We start from the raw sequence: 25,291 nt of genomic DNA on the forward strand, positions 1-25,291 counted from the left end.
TGAGACACAGTGTTCTATGCTGCTTATTGAAGCGTCACTGAGCACTATGCTATACTCGCCGCGTTCTCAAAAGTTAATTTTTTATTAAGCACAATGCTTATTAGCACCAGGTCCTCATATGATTAAGTGGATTATCCTGGCGGTCTTTGTCATTTCTGCGTTTTATATCCAGCAACGCGGTAAAGTCCGTCATTCATTTTATCGTCAGTTTTTTGATCATTCGACATTGCTCGCACCGATCAATTTTCTCATGTACATGTTTTCAAAAGTGCCGAGCCAACCCTATATTGACACGCAGCATTTTAAAGATTTAAAAGTCTTAGATGAAAACTGGGAAATGATTCGTGATGAAGCCAAGGCCTTGTATGAAAAAGGGGGCATCAAAGCATCGAGTACTTATGATGACCTTGGATTTAACTCGTTCTTTAAAACCGGTTGGAAACGCTTTTATTTAAAATGGTATGACTCAGCCCATCCTTCAGCTGCTGAACTTTGCCCAAAAACTACGGCCTTGTTAAAAAATTTACCCACCATTAAAGCCGCGATGTTTACTGAGTTGGCGCCCGACAGTCGTTTAGTTCGTCATCGTGACCCCTATGCAGGTTCATTGCGTTATCACTTGGGCTTACTGACGCCCAATGATGACCGTTGTTTTATTGATGTCGATGGTCAGCGGTACTCATGGCGTGACGGCGAGAGTGTGGTGTTTGATGAAACTTATATTCACTATGCTGAAAATAAAACGGATCAGAACCGGATCATTTTCTTTGCAGATGTTGAACGGCCATTAAAGTCGAAGTGGATGGAAGCTTTTAACCATTGGTTTGGTAAAAATGTCATGACTGCTGCGAGTTCACCGAATGAAAGTGGTGATAAAACGGGTGGTTTAAATAAAGTGTTTGGCTATGTCTATCAAATTCGCATAAAAGCCAAAGCCTTGAAAAAAACCAATCGTTCACTGTATTACTTTTTAAAGTGGTTCCTGATGTTGGGGCTGTTCTTCCTGATTTTTGTACGTCCATATTTATTTTAAAAGTGGAATAAATATCGAAAAAATGCGCCCTTAGGGGCGTTTTTTTATGCTGACAGTCAGTGAAATATCAGTTATCTTGCAAGCAGAATAAAAATAATTATGCAGAGCAAATCAGCTAAATACAGGAATCGTGTTAGCCAAAATAAGCCAGAATCAGAATAAGCCAGAAAAAATGAGCCAATAGACGAGGAATATGATGTTGACGTCCGAACTTAAGCCCATGCAAAACCGTTGAGCTGAAAGAAACGCGTCATCATCAATGATAGCCAAAACCCAAGGGTGAAAACGGTGGAAACATTGCAGACCTACTGCATAGAAACCCTGTGTAAACGCCTGAAGAGAGGGATTTGGCGGGAAGGGGATCCGATTCATGAAAGCAACCAACCAAACATTGATGCATCAAATGCATATTTCGATGCAAGATATAGAACGACGTAAACAGTTGCTTGGCTTGACTGATTTAGAGCTGGCGGAATTGGCTTCGATTGGTGGAATTGTGGCGCCGATCCTCGACAGTATGGTCGATGAATTTTATGAAAATCAGACCTCAATTCCAGAAATTGCCACTTTGATTGGTGATCTTGATACCTTGAAGCGTTTGCAACGCGCGCAGCATCAATATTTATTGGATTTATTTTCCGGGCGCTATGACAGCGCGTATGTGAATAACCGTTTACGGATTGGTTTGGTTCATAAGCGGATAGGTGTAGAGCCGAAGTTGTATCTCTCTGCGGTGCATACCCTAAAGACCATGTTGTTTCGCTTAATTCAGCGTACCTTTAATGATACGGAACAATATCAGCGGATTATTAACACCTTGGAAAAGCTCTTTATGTTCGATACTACATTGGTGGTGGAAACCTATGTATGGAGTTTGATTAATGAGGTGAAGATCTCCCGTGAAAAAATGGAACAGTATGCGCATGCGCTAGAGTTTCGTGCACAAGAAATGGAAGAGCTTTCACAGCGCGATCCATTAACAGGACTCTTAAATGTCCGGCATTTATCGACCTTATTGACCAGTATTTTATATACCGCACAGCGTAATCATGAACCTGTGACAGTAGTGTTTATTGATATCAATGATTTTAAAAAGATCAATGATGAACAAGGTCATCCACGTGGAGATCAGGTACTACAAATGGTTGCTGCGGCCATAAAGTCGGTTGCACGTTCGGATGATCATTGCTTCCGTTATGGCGGAGACGAATTTTGTTTGGTCTTGCCCGGATGTAGTGAAAAGCATGTGGAAGGGAGTTTTATCCCGCGTTTATTAGAAGCAGTGGCTGAAATGGAAGCAGGCTTAAGTTTAAGTATTGGGTTGTGTCAAACAGACCATCAGCAAGGCTATGTAGATGCGATGAGCTTAGTACAACAAGCCGATGCTAAAATGTATCAAGAGAAAAAGAATTATAAACGTTTGCAGGAACAACCCATGTCGAAAGAAGCGTGATCTGAGCCTAGAGAATGTCAAAAATGACAATGGATGAATTGCAAAACTTGAGCTAAATGGGTCTTAATCTTCCTGGAAATAATGTGATAAATACGCTTATTTCCTGCAAAAAATAAAGCTGAAATAGCAGATGCATCCTTCAAAATCTTGTATAGAATAAAAGCTGTTGATGGGGGATAAGATGCAAGTTTTTCGTTCAAAAAAAGATTGGTGGGTGGTCGCATTTATTATTTGTATGAGTGGCTTGCTCATTCAATTATTACTGACGATGCAAGCTAAAGGTACCATGCAGCAATATCCTGTTCATACCGCCGTGTACGTGTTGACGGTGCTGATTTTATGGTGGCCTTTCAATACGCGTTATCAAATCACGAAAACACATTTGAATATCCGCAGCATGTTTGTGCGTTGGCGTATTCCATTGGTCGAGATTCAGCGCGTTAGTCCAAGTCAGGATTTATCTGCTGCGCCTGCGCTTTCGATTAAACGTTTAAAAATCGAATATGTGCAGGAGGGGAAAGCCAAATTTGTCATGGTTTCACCCAAAGACCAGCAAGCTTTTGCGCAGGCATTGGGCATCAACTTAAGTTGATTATCAATTTGGTTGCTTAAAATCAATAGAAAGCACGCGATCACGTGCTTTTTTATGAATTAAGTTCGTCGGTGATCACCAACTTGTCGTGTTGTGCATCTAAGTGTAATTGAGTTTGTTCAGGATACTGTAAAAAATACATCGCCAAAATTGGCTCAAGTTCTACTCGTATTTTTCGTGCTAAATGTCGTGCGCCATAACGAATATCATGGTTCTGATAAAAATGTGCTTTGGCTGCATCTGTGAGTTTGATACTGCGTTTTTGATGTTGTAGGCGTTGATTAAGTTTTTCCAGTTCAATCTCCACCAAACGGGGCAAGGCATCATCTTGAACGGGTTGATATTGCAGTACACGGTCAATACGGTTAATAAATTCAGGGTCGAATTTACGTTGCATGACTTTTTCAATAATGCTGCTGACCGGCACGCGTTTGAGACAAACCTTCTGTATTTTTTCGGGTAAAAAATTTAACTTATCTAGATATTGCTGTGCCGCTTGTGCACCGACATTGCTGGTCATAAAGATCATACAATTACGAAAGTCGATGGTTTTTGTACCTGAGGTTAGGGTTAATTTTCCGCTATCCAGCACATTCATTAAGCCGCGAAGCACTTCGGTTGACGCTTTTTCCAGTTCATCAAAAAGCACGATGCCCGGTCGGGTATGACTACCTGCAATGGCAACTTCATCAAATAAACTATGGCCTTCTTTAGAACCGACATAGCCCGGAGGCGCGCCAGTAATGGCAGCCGCATAATGTTCCTGTGCGAGCGTGTTCATATCAATACGGCAAAAGGCATCAGGTCGGCCATAAATCACTTCACTGATTAAACGCACAGTTTCGGTTTTACCAACACCTGTCGGTCCAAGCATTAAGGTTACGGAGAGCGGTCGTTCAGGACTGGAAAAATCAGCCTTGACCACATGCAGCATTTTTTCAATTTCGTCTAATGCTGCTTCTTGTCCAATGATCCGTTGCTTTAGGTGTTGCATAACGTCATGCGGTTCAAAATGAAAACGCGGCTTACCCATCAAACGGTTTTTTTCAGCAGTGCTCTGCGTCGAAGTTGTCGGGTGTACGACATGGATGGCGGGATTGGCGTTCGTCATGCATCATGTTCCTAAAGCGGGATGTTTTGAGCATAGCAAATTTAGAATTTTGCATTAATAGCTTTTAACAATCAGATCATTGCTATGAGCAACAATAAATTTGCGGGATTGCTTGAAAATGCAGATAAAAGCATCACATCATGTCAAAGAGCAATATCGAAGACGGAACAAGGCAAAAGTGAACGAAAACGCACGCGAACATATTGAAAAAATTCTGGCTAATATGACGACTCTACCCGGTGTTTACCGCATGCTGGGTAAAGACGGTGAGTTGCTGTATGTGGGTAAAGCAAAGAATTTAAAAAATCGTGTGTCGAGCTATTTTGTTAAAACCATTGAACATCCGAAAACACAGGCCTTAGTGGCACGAATCTACGACATTGAAACCTTGGTGGTGCGTTCTGAAACCGAAGCTTTATTGCTCGAACAAAACCTGATTAAGCTGCATCGTCCGCCCTATAACATCATGCTGCGTGACGACAAATCCTATGTCTATATTTTTATTTCAGCCGATAAACCCTATCCACGAATTGCCGCAGGGCGAGGCAAAGCGAAGCATCAGGCCGGTAAGTTTTTCGGGCCTTATCCGAGTGCTTATAACGCGCGTGATACTTTGGTGGTGCTGCAAAAACTGTTTAATGTGCGTCAGTGTGAAAATAGCTATTTTTCACAGCGCAAACGACCATGCCTGCAATACCAAATTAAACGTTGTTCCGCGCCTTGTGTGGGGTTGATCTCACCCGAAGATTATAAAGAAGATGTCAATAACTCGATTCGTTTCTTACAAGGCGACACCAAAGAGCTCAATCAAGAGTTAATTGGAAAAATGGAAGCTGCTGCCGAAGCTTTGGAGTTTGAAAAGGCGGTGTTTTATCGTGATCGTATGGCACTGCTGCGTGATGTACAAACCCAGCAAGCGATTTATAAAGTCAAAGGTGAGGCCGATATCATTGCCATTGCTTATCAAGCCGGTGTGACCTGTGTGCAGATTATGCATGTGCGCAATGGTAAAATGCTCGGCGGAAAGAGTTATTTTCCTGATATGCAGGGTGATGATCTAGGTCAAATGCTCTCGGACTTCATTGCCAATTTCTACTTTCAAGTTGCAGATGAGATTCCAACTGAACTCATCATCAATGTCGATATTCCAGATCGCAAAGACATGGAAGATGCACTACATCAGCACTTTGATAAAAAAATTCAAATCAAACATAAAGTGCGAGAAACTCGTGCCGAATGGCAAGAGCTTGCACAAATGAATGTGCAGCATGCGATTAAAGGTAAACTGGCTGATCATTTTGAATTGAATGAACGTTTTCATCAGTTAGAACAAGTGGTAGGGCGACCAATTGACAGTATTGAGTGTTTTGATATTTCTCACACTATGGGGGAGGCAACTATCGCGTCTTGTGTGGTCTTTGATGCTGGCGGTGCAAGAAAGCGCGACTATCGCCAATTTTCCATCAATGACATTACCGAAGGCGATGATTATGCTGCCATGCGTCAAGCACTGACCCGCCGCTATAAAAAGCATATGTTGCCCGATTTGCTATTAATTGACGGAGGCAAAGGTCAATTACACATGGCGATGGAAGTCATGCAGGAGCTCGAGCTCGATGCCTTTATGGTCGGGGTGTCCAAAGGCGAGGGGCGTAAACCAGGTCTGGAAACCTTGCACTTTACCGATGGTGAAAAAATCCAATTGCCCGAAGACCATAAAGCCCTGCATTTGATTCAACAGGTTCGTGATGAAGCCCACCGCTTTGCTATTACTAAACATCGAGCGAAACGAGATAAAAAGCGTGGCTCATCGGTACTTGAGGTGATTCCGGGCTTAGGGCCAAAACGTCGTCGGGATCTGTTGACCCATTTTGGTGGCATTCAGGGGGTACTCAAAGCTTCGGAAAATGATTTAAAACTTGTACCGGGATTAGGCGATGTGATGGCGCGCACCATTTATAAAATCCTGCATGAATAGCGCGAACTAAGCCCAATCGATGACGCATCAAGTCTGAATTTGCCAAAATGCTCATTGACGCATGAGTCACTGATCATTCACATCATTTGATTTTTATACAATGATATAAAAATCAAAAATATGATCAGGGATGATGATGTCACTCGCACAGTTGTATCAACATATTGAACACAATGAATGGGTTGAGATTCCAGAAGGATGGTTGCAAGGACGTACGATCTATGGCGGCTTAGTGGCTGGCATGATGATGCACAAAGCCGTTGCCATCATTGCAGATCCGCAGCGACGTTTACTCAGTTGTAATGTGACCTTTGTTGGGCCAGTACAATTGGCGCCCGTGCGTTTAAGTGCGGAAATTTTAAGACAGGGCAAATCCGTCACCACCATTGAAGTTCGACTTTGGCAAGATGATGCCGTACAAAGCATTTTATTGGCGAGCTTTGGTGTTCCACGTGAATCAAGCATTGCCGTCAATCAGGAGCGTCAAGCACCCAATTTTCCTGAAGTGAGCAGCTTAAAGATTGCCGAACATCATCCACTTGCACCCCAGTGCTTTCAGCAAATGGATTTGGTCTGGGTAGATGGGCAGTATCCATGTACAGCAAGTCAAAAGCCTGACTTTAGTGGTTGGATGCGTTTTAACCCAGAACGTCATGATAACCGTAAGATGACTGTTGCTGACCTAATGGTCTCGATGGATATGTGGCCGCCCGGTGTACTGCCTATGTACAAAACCATGGCACCTGCTAGTTCTTTAACGTGGACATTGACCTATGTACATCCCTTGCAATCAAACTTACATAATTGGTTTAAATATAAAGTATTTACCGATTATGCAGCGGATGGATACGCTACAGAATATGCTCATTTATGGGATGAAAATAACCAGTTGATAGCGATTGCGCGACAGACTGTTACGGTGTTTGCCTAGTGACACTGAGGGGCATTTCGTATAAAGTGAGTGCAACTAACGATGGATAAATCCTCAAATTATTCTGCATTTTCATCGTGCATGAGGGGAAAACTGGGGTGTCTATGACAACAGGTCGAATCCTGAATATTCCTAATATTTTAACATTGGCACGAATTGCTTTAATTCCTGTGTTTTTGTTGGTGGCGTATTGGCCACCTGCAATGGGCGTGGGTGAGCATGCTGCAAGCATGTCACGTCATATATTGCTGACCGCTATTTTTGTGATCGCAGCTGTCACTGACTGGTTTGATGGCTACCTTGCGAGAAGTTTAAATCAGACTTCAGCATTTGGACGTTTTCTCGATCCTGTAGCAGATAAGCTGATGGTCGCAACTGCGTTGATCGTCTTGGTGCAATGGCAACCGACCATTTCGATGGCCTTTGCAGCGATTGTGATTATTTCACGTGAAATTACAGTGTCTGCGCTACGTGAATGGATGGCTGAATTAGGCGCACGTACCAGTGTTGCGGTTTCAACCGTTGGTAAATATAAAACAGCATTTCAGATGATTGCGATCTCAGTATTTTTGCTGAATTGGCAACCCCTTGAAATGTTGGCGTATGGATTGCTCTATACAGCAGTGGTTTTAACTTTATGGTCGATGTTTATATATTTGAAAGCCGCATGGCCGTATTTAAAACAGCCTTGATGAAAAAATGTAGATTATTAAAAGCTCCGTTATCGGGGCTTTTTTATTGCCTAGCTTTTAGAAAAAATTGAGGGTTTGTCTAGTTTGAACAACGCTTCATTTGAATAGAGCTTGAAGTTAAATGTGAGACGTTAGCGCAAATTTTGGATAAAAAAATTCCCAGATTTTGGGGGAAATCTGGGAAGGAAAATCGGGGTTACTTATCGCTATTATGGAAGATGTTTCCATCTCCTTGATTGCTAGTATAGGAAAGCAGACTTAGAAATACATGGAGTTTCTTGTAGTGTAATGTTGTGTTTTATTGAGAAATGTATCACAAATTTACATTAAGAATTTTTGATACAAATTGGCCAATAACTTTGGTAGGTTTTGTTTGGATTTAAACGATAAAAGTCGATATATGTAATGGAAAAAATACAATTAACATTATTTAAATAATAAGTTCATTTATTTAAGTTTAAATAAAATTGATCAATGGATAAAAGATTTTCCAGCAATGATGAAGATCATTTCTGAATGAAAGCTTACACAGACGTCATCTTGGTTTTGCGAAAATAGCAGTGCTCCGAAGCAAAAAAGAGTCCTTTCAGACTTTATTTTGAAATTACGCACTTCGCTTGTCTTACGTAATTTTTAGAGCAATAAAAAAGAATCCCCAAGATTGGAGATTCTTTTCAATTCAAGCCTACGCGCAGCATAGCTGCTTGTCTTGCGGCGTGGCAGTACTCCTAAGCACAAAAAAGGGGCCCCTTTGGACTCCTTCATGACATTTGAAGCTACGCGCTTCGCTTGTGTTGCGTAATTTTTAGAGCAATAAAAAAGAATCCCCAAGATTGGAGATTCTTTTCAATTAAAGCCTACGCACAGCATAGCTGCTTGTTTTGCGGCGTGGCGGAGCAGTGCTCCTGAGTACAAAAAAGGAGTCCCATTGGACTCCTTCATGACATTTGAAGCTACGCGCTTCGCTTGTCTTGCGTAAAACTTAAAGCAATGCTTTAAGTTTTACTCAGGCTTTAGGCCTTCGGCTTTTTCTAAAGATTCATCATTGCTGAAGAATTTTTCACGTTGCTCTTCAAGGAACTTTTTCGCGTCAGCTTCAAACACGTTTAAACGTTTTTCATTGATCAACGTGGTTTGGTGTTTTAGCCATTCTTGCCAAGCTTGTTTAGATATCGTATCAAACAATTCTTGTCCCTTTGCACCCGGGAATGGTGCAAAGTCTAAACCTTCCATTTCAGCCTGATATTTACGGCAAAAAACTTGTCGAGACATATCAATACTCCATTTAACTTGAAAAAGTTATGCGTAAAGTTTTTCTAAACGTGCGTGCGCGCGTTCAATTGCTGCTTCAACTTGAGCAGGTGCAGTACCACCAATGTGGTTACGTGCATTGACAGATGCTTCGAGTGTTAAAGCTTTTTTGAAGACATCGGCCTGAATCAAGTCAGAGAACTGTTGAAGTTGCTCAAGGGTTAATTCTGAAAGATCTTTGCCTTCTTGAACACCGAGAGCAACTGCTTTACCCACAATCTCATGTGCATCACGGAATGCCACGCCATTTTTAACTAGGTAGTCGGCAAGGTCAGTTGCAGTTGAGAAGCCACGCAGCGCTGCTTCACGCATGATGTCAATGTTTGGCACTAGTGCAGGGATCATGTCGGCAAATGCCATGAGTGAGCCACGAACAGTATCGATTGCATCGAATAGTGGTTCTTTATCTTCTTGGTTGTCTTTGTTGTATGCCAATGGTTGACCTTTCATCAGGGTCAATAGGCTCATCAAGTCACCATATACACGGCCAGTTTTACCACGGATCAACTCAGGAACGTCTGGGTTTTTCTTTTGCGGCATGATTGAAGAGCCAGTGCAGAAACGGTCAGGAATGTTCACAAATTTGAACTGAGCCGATGTCCAAAGAATCATTTCTTCTGACATACGTGATAAATGCATCATGATGAGTGATGCTGCAGCATTGAATTCAATACCAAAATCACGGTCAGATACAGCGTCTAAAGAGTTTTCAGCTACAGCTTCGAAACCTAGTAGTTCTGCAGTGAATGCACGGTCGATTGGGTAGGTTGTTCCAGCAAGTGCAGCAGAACCTAAAGGCATACGGTTGGTCCGTTTACGGCAGTCAATTAAACGCTCTGAGTCACGTACTAACATTTCAAACCATGCCATTAAATGGTGACCAAAAGTCACTGGCTGTGCAGTTTGTAAATGCGTGAAGCCCGGCATGATGGTATTGGTATTTTTCGCCGCTAAGCCTAGGATGCCTTTTTGTAATTTTTTCAATAATTCTAAAATCGCATCGATTTCGTCGCGAACATACAGACGGATATCGGTTGCAACTTGGTCATTACGACTACGACCGGTGTGTAGTTTTTTACCTGTAATACCGATACGTTGAGTCAAGCGTGACTCAATATTCATGTGCACATCTTCTAGGTCAATGCGCCATTCGAAGTTACCCGCTTCAATTTCTGCTTTAATAGTGTTTAAGCCATTAATAATATCGTCACGCTCTTGTTCAGTTAGAACGCCAACTTTTGCAAGCATGGTTGCATGTGCAATTGAACCTGCAATATCTTGTTTATAAAAGCGTTGGTCAAACTGTACAGATGCTGTAAATTCAGCAACAAAAGCGTCAGTAGCTTCGGAAAAACGACCGCCCCACATGCCTGAAGTTTGGGCTTGTGACGGATTTGAGGAATTAGAAGATGTGGTCATGTCGGCTCAATAAGATAAAAAGCATAGAACTGAACAAGAGTATAGCAAATTCGAACCCAGTTGCCGAAGGGCAAGTTGATCAAACTTTTAGACAAGGTTTGGGCCTATGACAATTTCTGTATTTTCAAGAAAAATGGGCCGTTGGCATTATTTGTGGGAGCTTTTTCTTGCGGGCAATATTGTGGCGTTGGTCTTGGCTTTGGCACAAGCTCAATCGTGGCAAGCCTTAAGTGTTTACAGTGTCATGCAGCATGTGTTGTTTATTAACTGGATATTATTGGCATTTGCAGCATTTTCAGAGCTTTTGCAGAGCAAGACGCGTGGTTTAAGCATGAAAATGCTCATGTTTAGCGGGTTTGTTTTATTGCAAGCTTTGGTGTTATTCACCACCTTAATTTTAAATGTTTTGATCTATTTTGGTGAAAATTTCAGTTTAGCTGGTTTGAGTGCAGATGTTTTAACTGCTAGTGTGGTTTTAAATCTGAGCTATGGGGTATTACTTGGGGCATTTTGTTTTCGATATTTATATTTAAGAGAACAGTGGGGTCGACAACATCATAGTGAATTAAACTCACGCATTCAGGCTATGCAAGCTCGGATTCATCCACATTTTTTATTTAATAGCTTAAACAATGTGATTAGCTTGATTGCGATTGACCCAGATAAAGCGGAGCAAATGCTACTGAATTTATCTCGATTGTTCCGTGCGAGTTTTCAAGAATTGAAACTGGTGAGTCTCAAAGATGAGATCGATTTGTGTCAGCGTTATTTGGCCATCGAACAAATGCGATTGGGCGATCGGCTCAATGTGGAGTGGAAACTGGCCGACATTGAACAGTACGCTCAAGTACAAATTCCACTATTAACTTTACAACCTTTATTAGAAAATAGTATTTTTCATGGAGTCGAAAAGATTTTGACAAAGAGTACGATAAATATATTGATTGAAATATTACAAAATCAAATTAATATCGTTATTACAAATCCTTATACACAGGATACAATTAAATTACGTCAGGGGAATGGTATTGCCATCGAAAATGTGAAACAGCGACTTGAGGCATATTATGGTCAGCATGTCACTTTTCAAACCTACGCAGGCGAGGGAATGTATACGACTGTGGTGCAATATCAATATAAATAGAAATCTCAGTTGACCAATAAAAATAAATGACGTTAACGAGATAAGGAGGAGAAATGGACATCCTGATCTGTGATGATGAGCCTCTAGCAGTAGAGCGATTGTCACGTTTAGTCACTCAACTTGGACATCAAGTGGTTGCGAAAGCCTCACATGGTCAACAAGCGATTGACTTGGCTCAAAGCCTCGAGCCTGATGTCATCTTACTAGATATACAAATGCCTGAAATGGATGGGCTGACTTGCGCTAAATTGTTGCGTGAATTAGACCCCATGCCCGCTATTATTTTTTGTACTGCATATGATCATCATGCACTTGATGCATTTAAGTCGAATGCAGAGGGATATTTACTAAAACCGGTTATGCAACAGGAATTGCAGCAGGTTTTAGATCATTTAACTAAATTAACCCAAGCTCAATTGAGCACGATAAAACAAAAAGAAAATATGGACGAAATTAAAATCAGCCGCCATCAAATCGCGGCAAAGACTTATCGTGGTGTAGAACTGGTCCCTGTGGAAAATATTTATTATTTTCTTGCAGATCAGAAATATGTCACTGTTCGGCATAAAAATGGCAATGTACTTATTGATGAAACGCTGAAGGATTTAGAGCATGAATTTGGTGATCGCTTTATACGTATTCATCGAAATGCCTTGGTGTCTGTGAGCTTTTTAGAAGGTTTAGAAGTCGTAAGCTCGGGGCAGTATCAGGTGCGTTGTCGAGATTTAGAAGAGCGTTTGGCGGTCAGCCGTCGACATTTACCGAATTTACGTGAGCGAATACAAAAATTATAGGGCAAGTGTCAAAGCACATTGCGAATTAAGCTTGCATTTTCAACTGAGCAAGTTAAGTTTAGAATAATAGCCCTATAGACTGTATTTTAAAATTTATGAATATCCTTAAGATCGCAACTCGACAAAGCCCGCTTGCACTTTGGCAGGCGGAACATATTCGTGCACGCTTAGAAGCACTTCATGCAAATTTGAAAGTTGAGTTGGTGACCTTTGTGACCCAAGGTGACAAGATTCTAGATACCCCTTTAGCCAAAATTGGGGGGAAAGGATTATTTGTAAAAGAGTTAGAAGCGGCGTTGTTGGATGGTCGTGCAGACTTGGCAGTTCATTCGATGAAAGATGTGCCAATGGCTTTGCCTGAAGGTTTAAGCTTGGCCGTGATTTGTGAGCGTGAAGACCCATTAGATGCTTTCGTTTCAAATACTTATAACAGTTTTGATGATTTACCCCAGGGTGCGAAGGTTGGAACGTCGAGCTTGCGCCGCAAATGCCAAATTTTAAAACAACGTCCAGACCTTGAAATTATTGATCTGCGTGGCAATGTGGGTACGCGTTTATCTAAACTCGATGCGGGTAACTATGATGCGATTATTTTGGCGAGTGCAGGGCTGAAGCGTTTGGGCTTAGCAGAGCGTATTCGTCATACTCTTGAGCCTGTTGTGAGTTTACCTGCAGTTGGACAAGGTGCATTGGGCCTAGAATGTCGTAGCCAAGATCAAGCTGTATTGGATTTAATTTTGCCCTTAATGCATGCAGAGACCAATTCTTGTGTACGTGCAGAACGTGCTTTTAATGCATATCTAGAAGGTGGCTGTCAAGTACCGATTGCAGGTTATGCAACCTTAGAAAATGGTCAGATTCATTTGGAAGGTCGAGTCGGTAGTGTTGACGGTCAAACCTTGTTGAAAGCACAGCAAGTAGGTCTTCCCGAACAGGCTGAACAGCTCGGTGTCAAATTGGCCCAAGACTTGTTAACCCAAGGTGCCGGTGAAATTTTAAAGGCACTGTATTAATACATGCTTTTTATCAATACACGTCCGACAGATCGTGCAGCGCAGCTTAGCTTGACGCTGCGCTCTGCGGGTGTTGCTGTGGCTGAGCTTCCATTACTTGAGCTCAAGCCGCGGGCATGGTCAGAAGCATTGGCAGCGTGCTACGCCCAGTTGAGTGCTGCGGATGTATTGGTTGTGGTGAGCCCCTCTGCGGTCACCTTTGGTATACAAGGTCTGCGTAAGGCAGGCATTTCACTTGAACAGCTCGAACATACTCAATGGATTGCAGTCGGTGACGCAACCGCAGCAAAGCTGGCTGATTATGGCATTCACAGTGTTGTGCCGCAGGTGGAAACCTCAGAGGGAATGCTCACCTTAAGCCATTTAGAACAATTAGAGGCCGGGGCTTGTGTAGCGTTTTGGCGCGGTGAAGGTGGTCGTCAATTTATGATGCAGCAGTTGCTAGCACGTGGCATTCAGATTCTCAATTTTGTGCTATACGAACGGCATCTACCGGAAGAGACCACTCAAAAAGTAAAAACACTCATTTCTGAACATCAGTTGTCATCTCCGTATTGTATGTTGATCACCAGTGAGGCCAGTTGGCTCAATTGGCTTGACTTGATTCAGTCGCATTTATCAGTGCTGAGTCATGCACATTTTTTAGTTTTAGGTGTAAGGTTGTTCGAGCTACTTGAGCAAAGTCGTATAACACTGAACAAAGATTTTAAAATTATTCAACTCGAAGATTTAAACGCGACACACATATTGCAGCATGTGCAAGTCGTGCAGGGAAATACATGAAGAAGTTGTTTGTCGTTGTGGTCATTGTCGCCGTACTTTGGTTGGCTAAACTCAGTTTTGACTTGTTTCAGGTCAATGCTCAACAAACCGAACTGATGCAACAACAAACTTTATTGCAACAGCGCAATGCAGGTTTGAATGATCAGGTCGTGGCTTTGAAACGCCAGTTGAATGGCACAACGACCGAGATGTCGGCTGCAACGACATCGAATGCTTCGATTGCTGCTGAGGCGACCCATAGTATTGAGCCAATGATGGTTGTGGGCCAGCAACTTGATTTGGTTGAATTTGCCATGCAGCAACAACAATTTGCTGTCGCTTTGGAAAAATTAAACCAATTAGACCAACAATTAGATCAGTTGAGCTTGGCACCTGCACTGCGTATGAGTTTGCATCAGGTGATTCAAAAAGATCGTGAGACCTTAAAGCAATATGTGACAGAGCGTCAGTTGCAATCTGATAAAGTGAAAAATACCCTGCAATCGATCGATCAATTGTTAGAAAAAGAAATATTAAAGCCCTATAGTTCTAAAGAGCAGCAAAAGGGTCTTTCTTTTTGGCAAAAATGGATTCAAGTCGAATCAGTCGAACAACCAAGTCCCGTATTAATGCAGCGTAGCTTGGTATTAAAAGAAATGCAGTTACGTTTAATTTTGGCTCAGCAAGTTTTAAATCAAGGACAATATCCTCAATTTCAACAAGAAATCACTGAAATTATGCAAATTATGCAGCAATTGCCAGATGCTTCATTAAAACCAATACGCCAACGTTTAGAACAATTAAAGGACATTCCGGTTATTTCTGTACCGCTATTAAATACTCGGGCACTCATAGGATAATCGACTATGAAACATATTTTATTGGCCTATTTATTTATTAGCTTATTGGTTGTTGCCATTATTAGTTTGCTGAGTTTTGGACATGGTGCAGGCTATGTCTATTTATACTGGCGTGAATGGCAAGTTCAATCTAATATTTGGTTTTTAGCATTATTGCTGGCACTACTGAGTTTGTTCGTGCAAATGCTTTGGTATGCGGTTAAACGCTATTTAAGTCGAGAACAGCGTAAATCTGAAACAGTCTTTAGTTTTAATAAACTACATCCCTATGAGCAATTGGCTGTCATTTGGCTTTTAAATGCTGCGCAAGATCAAAAAAACTTTATTCAGCAAGCTTTTACTGAGTCTGGATTATTAAAAGGGGTGATCGATGCGCGTTTATATTGGATTCAGCAACAATATGAAACAGCATTAAATGCATTAACTCAGACCAACCCAATGGCTTTTGAGCTTGCAGAATTGCAACGGATTGAAATTTATTTGTCTCAACAACAGGGTGAAAAGGCTTTAACGCATCTCGAATTTTTGAATCAACATGAATTATCGCCATGGTTGCAAAAAGTCAGCACGGCCTATGAGCAGCGTTTAACCACGCTATGGGGCATGTTTGCGTTGCAGTTTCCTTGGTTGTATTTGCGTTCGACACGTTATGGGCACTTAGATGAGCTGACAAAACAAGCTTGGTTGGAGCAACTATTATCTGCATTTGATCAAGCAGATGTCGATGACTTACAGCACCTAAAGCAGCGTTATTTGGATTTGCAAGATCAAATAACAGAGCGTAAATATGTGGTCAAAGTGCTTTGGTTAAAAGTCTTGTCTCGTGTGCCAGAGATGAGTCAGGAACATGAGCAATTGGCTATTCATTTACTGGAACAGCAATTTAACAAAGAAGTGTTCTTTTTGTGGTTCCAGCAAAAAATGCTGAAGCAAAACCCTGACTATGTGGCTGTAGAACAGCAGATTCAACGTTGGGAAGGAAAGTATCCTGCGCTGCCTGTTTTTAGTTTTGCAAAATGGAATATTTACCAAGCGACAGCACGTCAAGCTGAGGCGGATGCATTATTAGAATTATATCCAGATGATGTATTAATGAGTTATTTACGTATCAAGTCAGCTTTAAATCAGCAGGATGACTTGATCAAACAATTAAATTTAATATTTGAAAATAATGCCAATTTTATGGAAATTCGAATATAAGGACATAATATGCAAGAAGATTTAGCTCAATATTCATTGGTTCATACTCAACACGTCGCTTGGGGGGATATGGATGCTTTTGGGCATGTAAATAACGTGCATTATTATCGTTATATGGAAAGTGCGCGGATTGGTTATTTAGACCAGTTGGATATATTTGATCAGTCTGTGGTTACGGTTGTGGCTTCAAGCCAGTGTAAATATTTAAGCCCCGTGATTTATCCTGATATTTTAAAAGTGGCAACGCGCGTTGAAGAATTAAGGAATAGTGCATTTCGTATGAGTTATATATTATGGAGTGAAAAGCAACAAAAAATCGTTGCAACAGGCGATGCAGTTATTGTGTGCGTGGATAAAACTACCCTACAAAAAACTTCAATTCCAGAAAGTATAAAGACAAAAATAAAAGCTTTAGAGATTTCAGTGGGAAATAATATTTAAATACAATTTAACTTTATATATTTTAAGGAGTCGTGTTAAAATATTGTAGTAAAATGAAAATTATTTATTGAATAAAAATTTTATTATAATATTATGAGCGAGTTTTCATAAGCATTATTAAAATGAAATTTCGGAGTTAAAGATTATGCCTGATATTAGTAATTTATCAGTTGAAGAGTTAAAGAAGCTTCAAGTAGAAGCTGAAGCACTGATTGCATCTAAAAAAGATCAAGCGATTGAAGATGCGTATAACCGTATTGTTGAAATTGCAGAAAATTTAGATTTAAGCGTTGAACAAATTCTTGAATTTGGTTTAAGCAAACGTAAAAAATCAACGCGTAAAGCGGTTGAGCCACGTTACCGTAGCAAAACCAATGCAGATGACACGTGGACTGGTCGTGGTAAACAACCACGTTGGTTAGTGGCTGAGTTAGAAAAAGGCGCGAAACTAGAAGACTTCTTAATTTAAGAACAATTCATGAAATCGTCATATCCTGAGTTCAGGATAATTAAACCAGGCAAATGCCTGGTTTTTTTATCTCTTTGAATTGGCTATGCAGAAAAAGTATGCATAATGTGTCTATAAAGAAAAATGTTTAAATGATGGAAAAAAATTGATGGATCGGTTGTGGTGGGATGATCAATAAAACTAATAATATTCGGTGGCTCATTTTTGCTGCGATCAGTTTTTTAATTTTCGTTATGCTGCAAGTGCCAGCAGCGTGGCTCATTACAAAGTTTTATAAAAATAACCAAATGCTACATAACGTCAGTGGCAATATTTGGCATGGGCAAGCAGATTGGACACGAGGAAATTTGAAAGGCTCGTTAAACTGGAACACACGCCCGTGGGACTTGATTTTATTACGCTTGGGTGCAAATGTTGAAATTCATAGTGGCAATACCAAACTGCAAGGTGTTATGGGGTATGGTTTTGGCAAAAGTATCAGCATCAAAAACTTAGAGGGTCAAATTGCCCCTGAAACTTTAAAAAGTTTTGCCGATTGGCAATGGCCAACGAATGCCATTCAATTAAAAGATGTGCAGTTTAAATATAAGCCACAACAGGGATTTAGTCAGTCATTAGGCGAGATGCAGTGGGCAGGTGGGGATTTATCCTTTAGCTTTGCACAGCGTCAAGAGTCAATGAATGTGCCTGCCATGTTAGCTCAATTAAAAGACGATAATGGCAAATTGTCGATTGATGTTCGAGATCAACGCGAACAAAAGATGATGAATTTATCACTTGAGCCAGACCTCATGTTGGATGTGCAATTAACCCAGCGCTTTTTGATGAATGTTGCTTCCTATGAAGGTAAGGCAGGATTAGATACGTATGTGATTAGTTCGCGTCAACCTCTATTGAGTGGGGTGAACTGATGGCTGACTATTTCGAAAAAATCCGCGAGATCAATTGGAAGCAAACAGATCGACTTGCACCTGTGGTCTTGGCTTTAATAATTTTGTACCTGTGCTGGAAGTTAGCCGCTTTATTTTGGTTATTGATTGCACCGCCACAAGCCATGCAGTTAGACCGAGTTGAATTGGGTTCACAGCAAACGCAAGTTCCTAATATTAGCTCTTTTGCCTTGTTTCAGGAAAACCGCAGTTCAGCAGCTGACGCGCAGTTAAATATGGTGTTACAAGGTGTGGTGGTTGGACAGCCAAGTCGCTACTCGTCGGCAGTGATTAAGGTCAATGAGAGTTCAGATCGCTACTTGGTTGGAGAAACCATTCAAGGTTCATCATATCAACTGGCTGAAGTTTATTGGGATAAGGTGATTTTAACGCAGGGTAATGGTGCACGGCGTGAATTAGCGTTCCAAGGTATTGAAAACGGATTAGATCAACCGATTGTCCCTACAGCCAATGCAACATCAGGCGGATCTTTGCAAAATAACAGCATGCAAAATGCAGCTAATCCTGCAAATTCAGGGCAAGGCACGACGCAGTCCGCGATTGGTCAGGCCGTACAACGCATGACAGAAAATCGTGAGCAATATCTGCAGGAAATGGGGGTGAATCCATCAGGTAATGGTGGGTTTGAGATTTCAAATCGAACACCTGCTGCCTTGAGAAATAAATTGGGTTTGCAACCGGGTGACCGCATCATGTCTTTAAATGGGCAGGCAGTCGGTGCAGGACAATCTGAGGCGCAATTATTAGAACAAGCCCGCCGTGAAGGGCAGGTGAAACTTGAAGTCAAACGTGGTGATCAAGTGATGACCATACAACAGGATTTTTAGTGATGTTTCATCACTTTATAGGGTTAGGAAACACAGGCGTATATGGCTTTATTTAATAATAACCGTTCAACTTTAGCTGCCTATGCCATGGTGCCCTTGGTTGCTATGGTCAGCACAGCAAGTTATGCACAAACATGGAAAATCAATTTACGTGATGCAGATCTTACGGCATTCATTAATGAAGTCGCAGATATCACGGGGAAAAATTTTGCAGTTGATCCACGGGTACGAGGAAATGTAACGGTTATTTCCAATAAGCCTTTAAATAAAAATGAAGTCTATGACCTGTTTCTCGGTGTATTGAATGTCAATGGCGTGGTGGCGATTCCATCGGGCAACACCATTAAACTGGTTCCAGACAGTAATGTAAAAAGCTCGGGCATTCCTTATGATGCGCGCCACCGTGCGTCTGGAGACCAAATTGTCACCCGAGTAATTTGGCTTGATAACACCAATGCCAACGACTTAATTCCAGCCCTACGTCCACTGATGCCGCAATTTGCACATTTGTCAGCAGTGGCGGGGACCAATGCGCTGATCGTCTCAGACCGTGCTAGTAATATTTACCAGCTCGAAACGATTATTCGTAATTTAGATGGAACGGGTCAAAATGATATCGAAGCCGTGACGCTGCAATCGAGTCAGGCCGAAGAAATGATTGGGCTGTTAGAGTCGATGAGTTCGACCGGCGCATCAAAAGACCCGAAAGGTTCACGAATTCGTATTATTGCGGACAATCGAACCAATCGTATTATCATTAAAGGTGATACAGCGACACGTAAGCGTATTCGTAAGATTATTGAGACCTTAGATGTGCCTGCTGCAGATCGATTGGGTGGATTGAAAGTTTTTCGTCTAAAGTATGCAAGTGCCAAAAACTTGTCAGAAATCTTACAAGGCTTGGTCACAGGGCAGGCCGTTTCGAGTACAAATTCATCGAATAGCTCAAATAGCAGCACGATGAACAGTTTAATGAATGATAGTAACAGTTCGAATTCACAGTCATTCAGTTCACAAAATAACACCAGTTCAGGTATTAACCTCAACAGTAATAACTCTTCCAATAATACGCAAAACGGTATCTCAAGCTTTAATGCCAATGGCGTGAGTATTATTGCTGATGCCACACAAAATGCACTGATTGTGAAAGCAGATCCGCAGCTCATGCGTGAAATTGAATCTGCGATTCAGCAGCTCGATATTCGTCGTCAGCAAGTGCTGATCGAAGCGGCGATTATTGAAGTTGAAGGCACGGATACCGATCAGCTCGGTGTGCAATGGGCGTTGGGAGATATCAGTAGTGGTATCGGCTTAATTAACTTTGATAACTTTGGTTCTAGTTTAAAAAATATTGCCGCAGGTTATTTAACTGGTGGTGCTGCGGGTGCGGGTAGCGCGGTGAGTGCGGGTACTTCTTTAGTTCTTGGTGATTATCGTGAAGGCAGTGATGGTTCGCGCAAACTCTATGGTGCGATGATTCAGGCCTTAAAAGAAAAGACCAAATCCAATTTATTATCTACACCGTCGATAGTGACGATGGACAACGAAGAAGCCTATATTGTGGTGGGTGAAAACGTTCCATTTGTGACAGGTTCGGTCACCACCAATGGTGGTACAGCCAATCCGTATACATCGATTGAGCGTAAAGATGTCGGTGTTACTTTGAAAGTTGTGCCGCATATTGGTGATGGCGGCTCGGTGCGTTTAGAGGTCGAGCAAGAAGTTTCTGATGTAAAAGACAATAAAGGTCAAGCGTCGGACTTAGTTACGACTAAACGTGCGATTAAAACCTCGATCTTGGCAGAGCATGGTCAAACGATTGTGTTGGGTGGTTTGATCTCGGACAATACATTGCATGGGCGTCAATCCGTTCCGGGGCTCGGGGCTATTCCTGTACTGGGCAAACTTTTTAGCTCGGAAGGAAAATCCAACAGTAAACGCAATTTGCTGATCTTTATTCATCCGACCATTGTTGGAAATTCTGCTGATGTGAAGAAAATGTCTCAGCAACGTTACAGTCAGCTCTATAGTCTGCAACTGGCACTGGATAATGACGGTAATTTTGCGAAATTACCTGAAAATGTGGACGATGTGTATCAGCAGCGCATACCTGTTTCAAAAGGTACAGCACCAGCCCCTGTGTATAAGACGGTACCTACAGCACCACAAACCACACAGCCAGCGGCAGTGGTCTCCACGCCAGTCGCCATTGAACCTGCAGTGAAGCGCCAAACCATAACCGTACCGAATGGCAAAGTGGCGGAAACTCCTTAGGTTAGACAGTAGGGTGGTTTAGCTTTGAAACCACTGCATGCTATGATGAAAAAAACGAGCAATAGAGAATTAACTTCATGACTTGGAAAATTCAAGCAATTTCTGGTGATTTAACAGGACAAGAAATTAGTATTGAGCGAGATATGTTGGTGGGTCGTCATCAACAAGCAGATATTGTTTTACAAGAATCTGATGTATCGCGTAAACATGCTGCCTTTGTACTGAAAGATCAGGCACTCTGGTTGCAAGATCTCAATTCATCCAATGGGACGTTTATTAATGATGTCCGTTTGACTGGTGAATCACTTTTAAAAGAAGGTGATATTGTACAGTTTGCCAGTGTGAAGTTTAGTTTATTGGCTCCAGCTAAAGCTGTTCAGATCCCAGCGGATATTGAACAAAGCGTTGAAGCGTTGCAAACAGAAGAAATTACACCTGTTCAGCAGCCGTCTGAAGCTGTTGCGGTTTCTGAAACTGCGGCACAAGAACCTGTTGTTAAAACGTCTGAAACTGAGACACAAGAGCCTATCGTTAAAACTGCAGCACAACAAATGAATGATCAAGGGATGCCAGAGTTGAAAGAGCGTGATGGTTCAGTTCAATTGACTCGTGATGGTATGCCGACCAATGTGGGTGTGCCTAAACCTGCGCCAATCCCTGAGGGAATTGACATTACTGCTGCTCCGAAAAATGAAGCATGTGATGTAGAAATTCCAGCGACATGTGTAGAGCAAGAGCGTGAAGCGCAAAAAAATGCCTCTGTAGGCTTAATCTCAGTCATTGTTTTAATCATTCTTGCAATTATTGCATGGGTGTTGTTTAAATAAACCGAGACATTCCTCAAAAGGCATGCATGGGCATGCCTTTTTTATGGGGAAAATTTACAAAAAAATAGAGGGACATTATGTTTGAAGTTCGTTTAGCAGAACGCCAAATGATTTTATTTGATCTGGATGGAACGCTAGTCGATTCAGCATCTGACTTACATCGTGCGATGAATATGAGTCTAAATGCGTTGCAATTACCTTTGGTCACAGAAGAGCAGGTGCGAAACTGGATTGGGAAAGGGACTTCATTATTTTGTCATAGCGTACTTGAATACTTGACCGGAAAGGTGGATGCCGCACAGCACCACCTTTTACTGGAAACTTTTCTAAAAATTTACAATGCCGATCCTTGTGTCTTGACGCAGCCCTTTGACGGCATTCTATCGTTCTTGGATTGGGCAAAAGCAGAGCAGAAAATTCTGATTTGTGTAACCAATAAACCAGAGCAACCGGCACGCAGTATTGTACAGGCACTGGGTATGCATGATTACTTTGATGATGTGATAGGCGGAGATCGTTTTGAAGAGCGGAAACCACATCCCAAGCAGCTAGAGTATTGTGCGGAACATTATGCCTTGCCAAAACAGCAAATTTTGATGGTGGGTGATTCTGTCAATGATGTAGAGGCAGCACGTCGTGCTGGTATTGATTGTATTGTGGTCAGCTATGGCTATAATCATGGTGAAAATATTCGAGATTGTCAGCCGCAGCATGTGGTCGATAACTTAAAAGAATTATTGGGTTGAAATAATTAGGGTTAAGGAAGTGAAAATGAGCAAGTGTGTAGGTTTTCGATGGCGTCACTCAATCAGCATGAGAAGAAATTAACTGAAATTGACCACGCGAAATATAGAGAAACCGAGATGACTACACAAACTCAATTTGAACAACTGAAATCTGCTGGATATAACTTGATTCCAGTCTATCGTCAGCGCTTGGCAGATACAGAAACTCCGCTGTCTGTCTTTGCGCGATTAAAACAACATAAACAAGCCTATTTATTTGAATCTGTAGAGGGTGGCGAAAACTGGGCACGTTACTCCATTATTGGTTTGGGTGAGTCCACCGTATTTTCGTGTAATGAAGGGCAGTTGACCGTTCAACATGTTGATGGTTCGATTGAAAAACAACAATGTGCAGACCCATTTCAATACATCCGTGACTTCCAAGCACAATATAAAGTCCCTACACAGCAAGATTTGCCTACGTTACCGAGCTTTACCGGTGGATTGGTTGGATACTTTGGTTATGACGCTGTGCGTTATATCGAACCGAAGCTCAATAATGTGCCAGAAGCTGACCCAGTCGGGATTCCAGATATTTGGATGATGCTATCTAAAACCGTCATTGTCTTTGATAACCTCAAAGATACTTTATTCTTAATTGTACATGCCGATGTAAATGATGCTGAGGCCTATACCCAAGCGCAGCAACAATTGGATGAGCTAGAAGAACTTTTGGCAACCCCAATTGCACTCAAAGCAAATAAGCATACTGCACCACAGTTTGAATCCATCACTGGACATGACAACTTTATTGACTCTATTGCAAAAGTAAAAGAGTACATTAAAGCCGGTGATGTGATGCAGGTTGTGCCGGGCCATCGTATGGTATCCGATTTTGATGGTGAGCCTTTGCAGGTCTATCGTGCACTACGTCACCTCAATCCATCTCCATATTTGTTCTTGGTGCAAGGGCAAACACTTGAGAATGACATTCCCTTTCATATCGTCGGTTCATCACCTGAAATTTTGTCCCGCCTAGAAAATGGTGTAGCAACAGTTCGTCCTTTGGCGGGCACGCGACCACGGGGTAAAACCAAAGAAGAAGATTTAGCACTTGAAAAAGATTTGCTATCTGATGAAAAAGAAATTGCAGAGCATTTGATGTTGATCGATTTGGGTCGAAATGATGTTGGACGTGTTTCTAAAATCGGTAAAGTTCACGTGACTGATCAAATGGTGATCGAACGTTATTCGCATGTCATGCACATTGTGTCAAATGTACAAGGTGAAGTACGTGATGATGTCGATGCTTTGGATGTTTTTAAGGCAACATTCCCTGCGGGTACGCTTTCAGGCGCACCAAAAATCCGCGCTATGGAAATTATTGACGAAGTTGAACCAGTAAAACGTGGAATTTTTGGTGGTGCTGTTGGTTATTTAGGCTGGCATGGGGAAATGGACATGTCGATTGCGATTCGTACCTGTATAATTCGAGAAAATAAGGTCTATGTTCAAGCTGGAGCAGGGGTAGTTTATGACTCAAATCCTGAATCAGAGTGGAATGAAACCCAAATAAAAGCTCGCGCAGTGATCAAAGCGGTTGAATTATCATCAAATGGATTGATTTTATGAGTTTTTCACGTTTTTTTTAGAAAAAACACTTGCAAGGATTTCAAGATTTGCTAAACTGCACACCGTTCCGATACGAAACGTACGAAACACTAAGAAACGCCGGCATAGCTCAGTTGGTAGAGCAACTGACTTGTAATCAGTAGGTCCACAGTTCGAATCCGTGTGCCGGCACCATCTTAGAAAGTTTGAGAGTGAGTAGAAAGAACGACACTGAAGTAAGTGTAAAATGGTGAGGTTCCCGAGCGGTCAAAGGGGGCGGACTGTAACTCCGCTACGAAAGTTTCGAAGGTTCGAATCCTTCCCTCACCACCAATTTTAAGACTTCAATAAGTGGTTTGTACCAACATCGTGCGGGAGTAGCTCAGTTGGTAGAGCGGTAGCCTTCCAAGCTACATGTCGCGAGTTCGACCCTCGTCTCCCGCTCCATATCTATTGAAGTGCTTATATTTGCTCTTATAGCTCAGTGGTAGAGCACTCCCTTGGTAAGGGAGAGGTCTCGAGTTCAAATCTCGATAAGAGCTCCAGATTTTACAGTTTAGCAACTTTAAATGTTGCACAAGATTCCAGAAGCAGGCTTTTTAGTCTGCTTTTCAAGTATTGGGTGTTTATTTTTTTAGGCGATATGTCGGAGCTGGGTTTTACTCAGAATTGTGTTCGACGTAAACGAGGAAGAAAAGCATGGCTAAGGCTAAGTTTGAACGTAATAAGCCACACGTTAACGTGGGCACAATCGGTCACGTTGACCATGGTAAAACGACTTTAACAGCTGCAATTGCAACTGTATGTGCAAAAAAATTCGGCGGTGAAGCGAAAGATTACGCTGCAATCGACTCTGCACCAGAAGAAAAAGCAC

General features: G+C 41.8%; 23 protein-coding genes, 4 tRNA genes and 1 pseudogene. 25 read left to right on the forward strand and 3 right to left on the reverse strand.

Annotated features, from left to right (window positions below; genetic code table 11):
- Nucleotides 1-118: 118 nt before the first annotated feature.
- The 3 genes from lpxO to FTU79_RS13540 all read left to right on the forward strand — a co-directional run bounded on the left by lpxO (nucleotide 119) and on the right by FTU79_RS13540 (nucleotide 3,078).
- The gene (gene lpxO, locus FTU79_RS13530; protein WP_078190472.1) at nucleotides 119-1,033 is read left to right on the forward strand and encodes a lipid A hydroxylase LpxO; all 915 of its coding nucleotides are present in this window, start codon (nucleotides 119-121) and stop codon (nucleotides 1,031-1,033) included.
- 370 nt (nucleotides 1,034-1,403) lie between these two features.
- Complete coding sequence (locus tag FTU79_RS13535; protein ID WP_180025934.1) at nucleotides 1,404-2,486, forward strand: diguanylate cyclase domain-containing protein; 1,083 nt, start codon at nucleotides 1,404-1,406, stop codon at nucleotides 2,484-2,486.
- Nucleotides 2,487-2,667: 181 nt separating this feature from the next.
- Nucleotides 2,668-3,078, forward strand: a complete 411-nt coding sequence (locus tag FTU79_RS13540; RefSeq protein WP_180025935.1) for a PH domain-containing protein — start codon at nucleotides 2,668-2,670, stop codon at nucleotides 3,076-3,078.
- Between the two features lie 52 nt (nucleotides 3,079-3,130).
- Here FTU79_RS13540 and FTU79_RS13545 read toward each other — a convergent pair whose 3' ends face one another.
- A complete protein-coding gene (locus FTU79_RS13545) occupies nucleotides 3,131-4,189 on the reverse strand; it encodes an AAA family ATPase (protein ID WP_180050740.1) in 1,059 nt (352 codons plus the stop codon).
- Between the two features lie 178 nt (nucleotides 4,190-4,367).
- Here FTU79_RS13545 and uvrC point away from each other — a divergent pair, with 178 nt between their 5' ends.
- The 3 genes from uvrC (at nucleotide 4,368) to pgsA (ending at nucleotide 7,790) form a co-directional block, all read left to right on the forward strand.
- On the forward strand, nucleotides 4,368-6,167 hold the full coding sequence (gene uvrC / locus FTU79_RS13550) for an excinuclease ABC subunit UvrC (RefSeq protein WP_180050756.1): 1,800 nt from the start codon (nucleotides 4,368-4,370) through the stop codon (nucleotides 6,165-6,167).
- 136 nt (nucleotides 6,168-6,303) lie between these two features.
- Nucleotides 6,304-7,098, forward strand: coding sequence for a thioesterase family protein (locus FTU79_RS13555; RefSeq protein ID WP_180050760.1), 795 nt, complete (start codon nucleotides 6,304-6,306; stop codon nucleotides 7,096-7,098).
- Nucleotides 7,099-7,202: 104 nt separating this feature from the next.
- Entirely contained in the window at nucleotides 7,203-7,790 is a 588-nt protein-coding gene (pgsA, locus tag FTU79_RS13560) for a CDP-diacylglycerol--glycerol-3-phosphate 3-phosphatidyltransferase (protein WP_078190467.1), read from the forward strand.
- Between the two features lie 1,002 nt (nucleotides 7,791-8,792).
- On the opposite strand, the gene FTU79_RS13565 is transcribed toward pgsA, so the two are convergent.
- Nucleotides 8,793-9,062 (reverse strand): oxidative damage protection protein, encoded by a 270-nt coding sequence (locus tag FTU79_RS13565; RefSeq protein WP_180007019.1) that lies wholly within the window; start codon nucleotides 9,060-9,062, stop codon nucleotides 8,793-8,795.
- A gap of 27 nt (nucleotides 9,063-9,089) precedes the next feature.
- A complete protein-coding gene (gene argH, locus FTU79_RS13570) occupies nucleotides 9,090-10,520 on the reverse strand; it encodes an argininosuccinate lyase (protein ID WP_180007020.1) in 1,431 nt (476 codons plus the stop codon).
- Here argH and FTU79_RS13575 point away from each other — a divergent pair.
- The 19 genes and pseudogenes from FTU79_RS13575 to FTU79_RS13665 form a co-directional block, all read left to right on the forward strand.
- Nucleotides 10,511-11,664 (forward strand): annotated as a pseudogene (locus tag FTU79_RS13575) (sensor histidine kinase). The gene argH and the pseudogene FTU79_RS13575 sit on opposite strands and share 10 nt — an antisense overlap.
- Nucleotides 11,665-11,717: 53 nt before the next feature.
- Nucleotides 11,718-12,458, forward strand: a complete 741-nt coding sequence (locus FTU79_RS13580; RefSeq protein ID WP_180002830.1) for a LytTR family DNA-binding domain-containing protein — start codon at nucleotides 11,718-11,720, stop codon at nucleotides 12,456-12,458.
- 95 nt (nucleotides 12,459-12,553) lie between these two features.
- Entirely contained in the window at nucleotides 12,554-13,471 is a 918-nt protein-coding gene (hemC, locus tag FTU79_RS13585) for a hydroxymethylbilane synthase (protein ID WP_218945470.1), read from the forward strand.
- A gap of 3 nt (nucleotides 13,472-13,474) precedes the next feature.
- A complete protein-coding gene (locus FTU79_RS13590; RefSeq protein WP_180002832.1) occupies nucleotides 13,475-14,254 on the forward strand; it encodes a uroporphyrinogen-III synthase in 780 nt (259 codons plus the stop codon).
- Nucleotides 14,251-15,093, forward strand: a complete 843-nt coding sequence (locus FTU79_RS13595) for a hypothetical protein (protein WP_180007023.1) — start codon at nucleotides 14,251-14,253, stop codon at nucleotides 15,091-15,093. The genes FTU79_RS13590 and FTU79_RS13595 overlap by 4 nt, the downstream gene beginning before the upstream one ends.
- A gap of 6 nt (nucleotides 15,094-15,099) precedes the next feature.
- Nucleotides 15,100-16,293: a heme biosynthesis protein HemY gene (locus tag FTU79_RS13600; protein WP_180050743.1), complete on the forward strand. Its 1,194-nt coding sequence runs from the start codon at nucleotides 15,100-15,102 to the stop codon at nucleotides 16,291-16,293.
- Nucleotides 16,294-16,302: 9 nt separating this feature from the next.
- Entirely contained in the window at nucleotides 16,303-16,734 is a 432-nt protein-coding gene (locus FTU79_RS13605) for a thioesterase family protein (RefSeq protein ID WP_180050746.1), read from the forward strand.
- Nucleotides 16,735-16,876: 142 nt separating this feature from the next.
- Nucleotides 16,877-17,203, forward strand: a complete 327-nt coding sequence (locus FTU79_RS13610; RefSeq protein WP_180007248.1) for an H-NS family nucleoid-associated regulatory protein — start codon at nucleotides 16,877-16,879, stop codon at nucleotides 17,201-17,203.
- A 167-nt stretch (nucleotides 17,204-17,370) separates the two neighbouring features.
- Nucleotides 17,371-18,114 (forward strand): type II secretion system protein N, encoded by a 744-nt coding sequence (gene gspN, locus FTU79_RS13615; RefSeq protein ID WP_180012120.1) that lies wholly within the window; start codon nucleotides 17,371-17,373, stop codon nucleotides 18,112-18,114.
- Nucleotides 18,114-18,980, forward strand: a complete 867-nt coding sequence (locus tag FTU79_RS13620; RefSeq protein ID WP_180012118.1) for a type II secretion system protein N — start codon at nucleotides 18,114-18,116, stop codon at nucleotides 18,978-18,980. The genes gspN and FTU79_RS13620 overlap by 1 nt, the downstream gene beginning before the upstream one ends.
- 42 nt (nucleotides 18,981-19,022) lie before the next feature.
- Nucleotides 19,023-21,254, forward strand: a complete 2,232-nt coding sequence (gene gspD, locus FTU79_RS13625; RefSeq protein WP_180050750.1) for a type II secretion system secretin GspD — start codon at nucleotides 19,023-19,025, stop codon at nucleotides 21,252-21,254.
- A 77-nt stretch (nucleotides 21,255-21,331) separates the two neighbouring features.
- Complete coding sequence (locus FTU79_RS13630) at nucleotides 21,332-22,081, forward strand: FHA domain-containing protein (protein WP_180012116.1); 750 nt, start codon at nucleotides 21,332-21,334, stop codon at nucleotides 22,079-22,081.
- A 77-nt stretch (nucleotides 22,082-22,158) separates the two neighbouring features.
- Nucleotides 22,159-22,827: a phosphoglycolate phosphatase gene (locus tag FTU79_RS13635; protein WP_180002846.1), complete on the forward strand. Its 669-nt coding sequence runs from the start codon at nucleotides 22,159-22,161 to the stop codon at nucleotides 22,825-22,827.
- 117 nt (nucleotides 22,828-22,944) lie between these two features.
- Nucleotides 22,945-24,438: an anthranilate synthase component I gene (gene trpE, locus FTU79_RS13640; protein WP_180050762.1), complete on the forward strand. Its 1,494-nt coding sequence runs from the start codon at nucleotides 22,945-22,947 to the stop codon at nucleotides 24,436-24,438.
- A gap of 98 nt (nucleotides 24,439-24,536) precedes the next feature.
- Nucleotides 24,537-24,612 (forward strand) — tRNA-Thr (locus FTU79_RS13645).
- 54 nt (nucleotides 24,613-24,666) lie between these two features.
- A tRNA-Tyr gene (locus FTU79_RS13650) sits at nucleotides 24,667-24,750 on the forward strand.
- 38 nt (nucleotides 24,751-24,788) lie between these two features.
- Nucleotides 24,789-24,864: transfer RNA gene (locus FTU79_RS13655), tRNA-Gly, on the forward strand.
- Nucleotides 24,865-24,887: 23 nt separating this feature from the next.
- Nucleotides 24,888-24,962 (forward strand) — tRNA-Thr (locus FTU79_RS13660).
- A gap of 154 nt (nucleotides 24,963-25,116) precedes the next feature.
- The coding region (locus tag FTU79_RS13665) for a GTP-binding protein (protein ID WP_228154768.1) at nucleotides 25,117-25,291 on the forward strand (175 nt) is incomplete at its 3' end.

Origin of the sequence: Acinetobacter sp. YH12144 (assembly GCF_013418345.1) — a bacterium.
GTDB lineage: Bacteria > Pseudomonadota > Gammaproteobacteria > Pseudomonadales > Moraxellaceae > Acinetobacter > Acinetobacter amyesii.

Bases quoted from the DNA above. Each gene is read 5' to 3' on its own strand.
- FTU79_RS13545 (WP_180050740.1), bottom strand. From the start codon at position 4,189: ATGACGAACGCCAATCCCGCCATCCATGTCGTACACCCGACAACTTCG.
- FTU79_RS13555 (WP_180050760.1), top strand. From the start codon at position 6,304: ATGTCACTCGCACAGTTGTATCAACATATTGAACACAATGAATGGGTT.
- FTU79_RS13565 (WP_180007019.1), bottom strand. From the start codon at position 9,062: ATGTCTCGACAAGTTTTTTGCCGTAAATATCAGGCTGAAATGGAAGGT.
- FTU79_RS13620 (WP_180012118.1), top strand. From the start codon at position 18,114: ATGGCTGACTATTTCGAAAAAATCCGCGAGATCAATTGGAAGCAAACA.
- FTU79_RS13600 (WP_180050743.1), top strand. From the start codon at position 15,100: ATGAAACATATTTTATTGGCCTATTTATTTATTAGCTTATTGGTTGTT.
- FTU79_RS13535 (WP_180025934.1), top strand. From the start codon at position 1,404: ATGAAAGCAACCAACCAAACATTGATGCATCAAATGCATATTTCGATG.
- FTU79_RS13595 (WP_180007023.1), top strand. From the start codon at position 14,251: ATGAAGAAGTTGTTTGTCGTTGTGGTCATTGTCGCCGTACTTTGGTTG.
- hemC (WP_218945470.1), top strand. From the start codon at position 12,554: ATGAATATCCTTAAGATCGCAACTCGACAAAGCCCGCTTGCACTTTGG.
- lpxO (WP_078190472.1), top strand. From the start codon at position 119: ATGATTAAGTGGATTATCCTGGCGGTCTTTGTCATTTCTGCGTTTTAT.
- FTU79_RS13540 (WP_180025935.1), top strand. From the start codon at position 2,668: ATGCAAGTTTTTCGTTCAAAAAAAGATTGGTGGGTGGTCGCATTTATT.
- trpE (WP_180050762.1), top strand. From the start codon at position 22,945: ATGACTACACAAACTCAATTTGAACAACTGAAATCTGCTGGATATAAC.
- FTU79_RS13605 (WP_180050746.1), top strand. From the start codon at position 16,303: ATGCAAGAAGATTTAGCTCAATATTCATTGGTTCATACTCAACACGTC.
- pgsA (WP_078190467.1), top strand. From the start codon at position 7,203: ATGACAACAGGTCGAATCCTGAATATTCCTAATATTTTAACATTGGCA.
- gspN (WP_180012120.1), top strand. From the start codon at position 17,371: ATGATCAATAAAACTAATAATATTCGGTGGCTCATTTTTGCTGCGATC.
- FTU79_RS13635 (WP_180002846.1), top strand. From the start codon at position 22,159: ATGTTTGAAGTTCGTTTAGCAGAACGCCAAATGATTTTATTTGATCTG.
- FTU79_RS13580 (WP_180002830.1), top strand. From the start codon at position 11,718: ATGGACATCCTGATCTGTGATGATGAGCCTCTAGCAGTAGAGCGATTG.
- FTU79_RS13590 (WP_180002832.1), top strand. From the start codon at position 13,475: ATGCTTTTTATCAATACACGTCCGACAGATCGTGCAGCGCAGCTTAGC.
- argH (WP_180007020.1), bottom strand. From the start codon at position 10,520: ATGACCACATCTTCTAATTCCTCAAATCCGTCACAAGCCCAAACTTCA.
- gspD (WP_180050750.1), top strand. From the start codon at position 19,023: ATGGCTTTATTTAATAATAACCGTTCAACTTTAGCTGCCTATGCCATG.
- FTU79_RS13630 (WP_180012116.1), top strand. From the start codon at position 21,332: ATGACTTGGAAAATTCAAGCAATTTCTGGTGATTTAACAGGACAAGAA.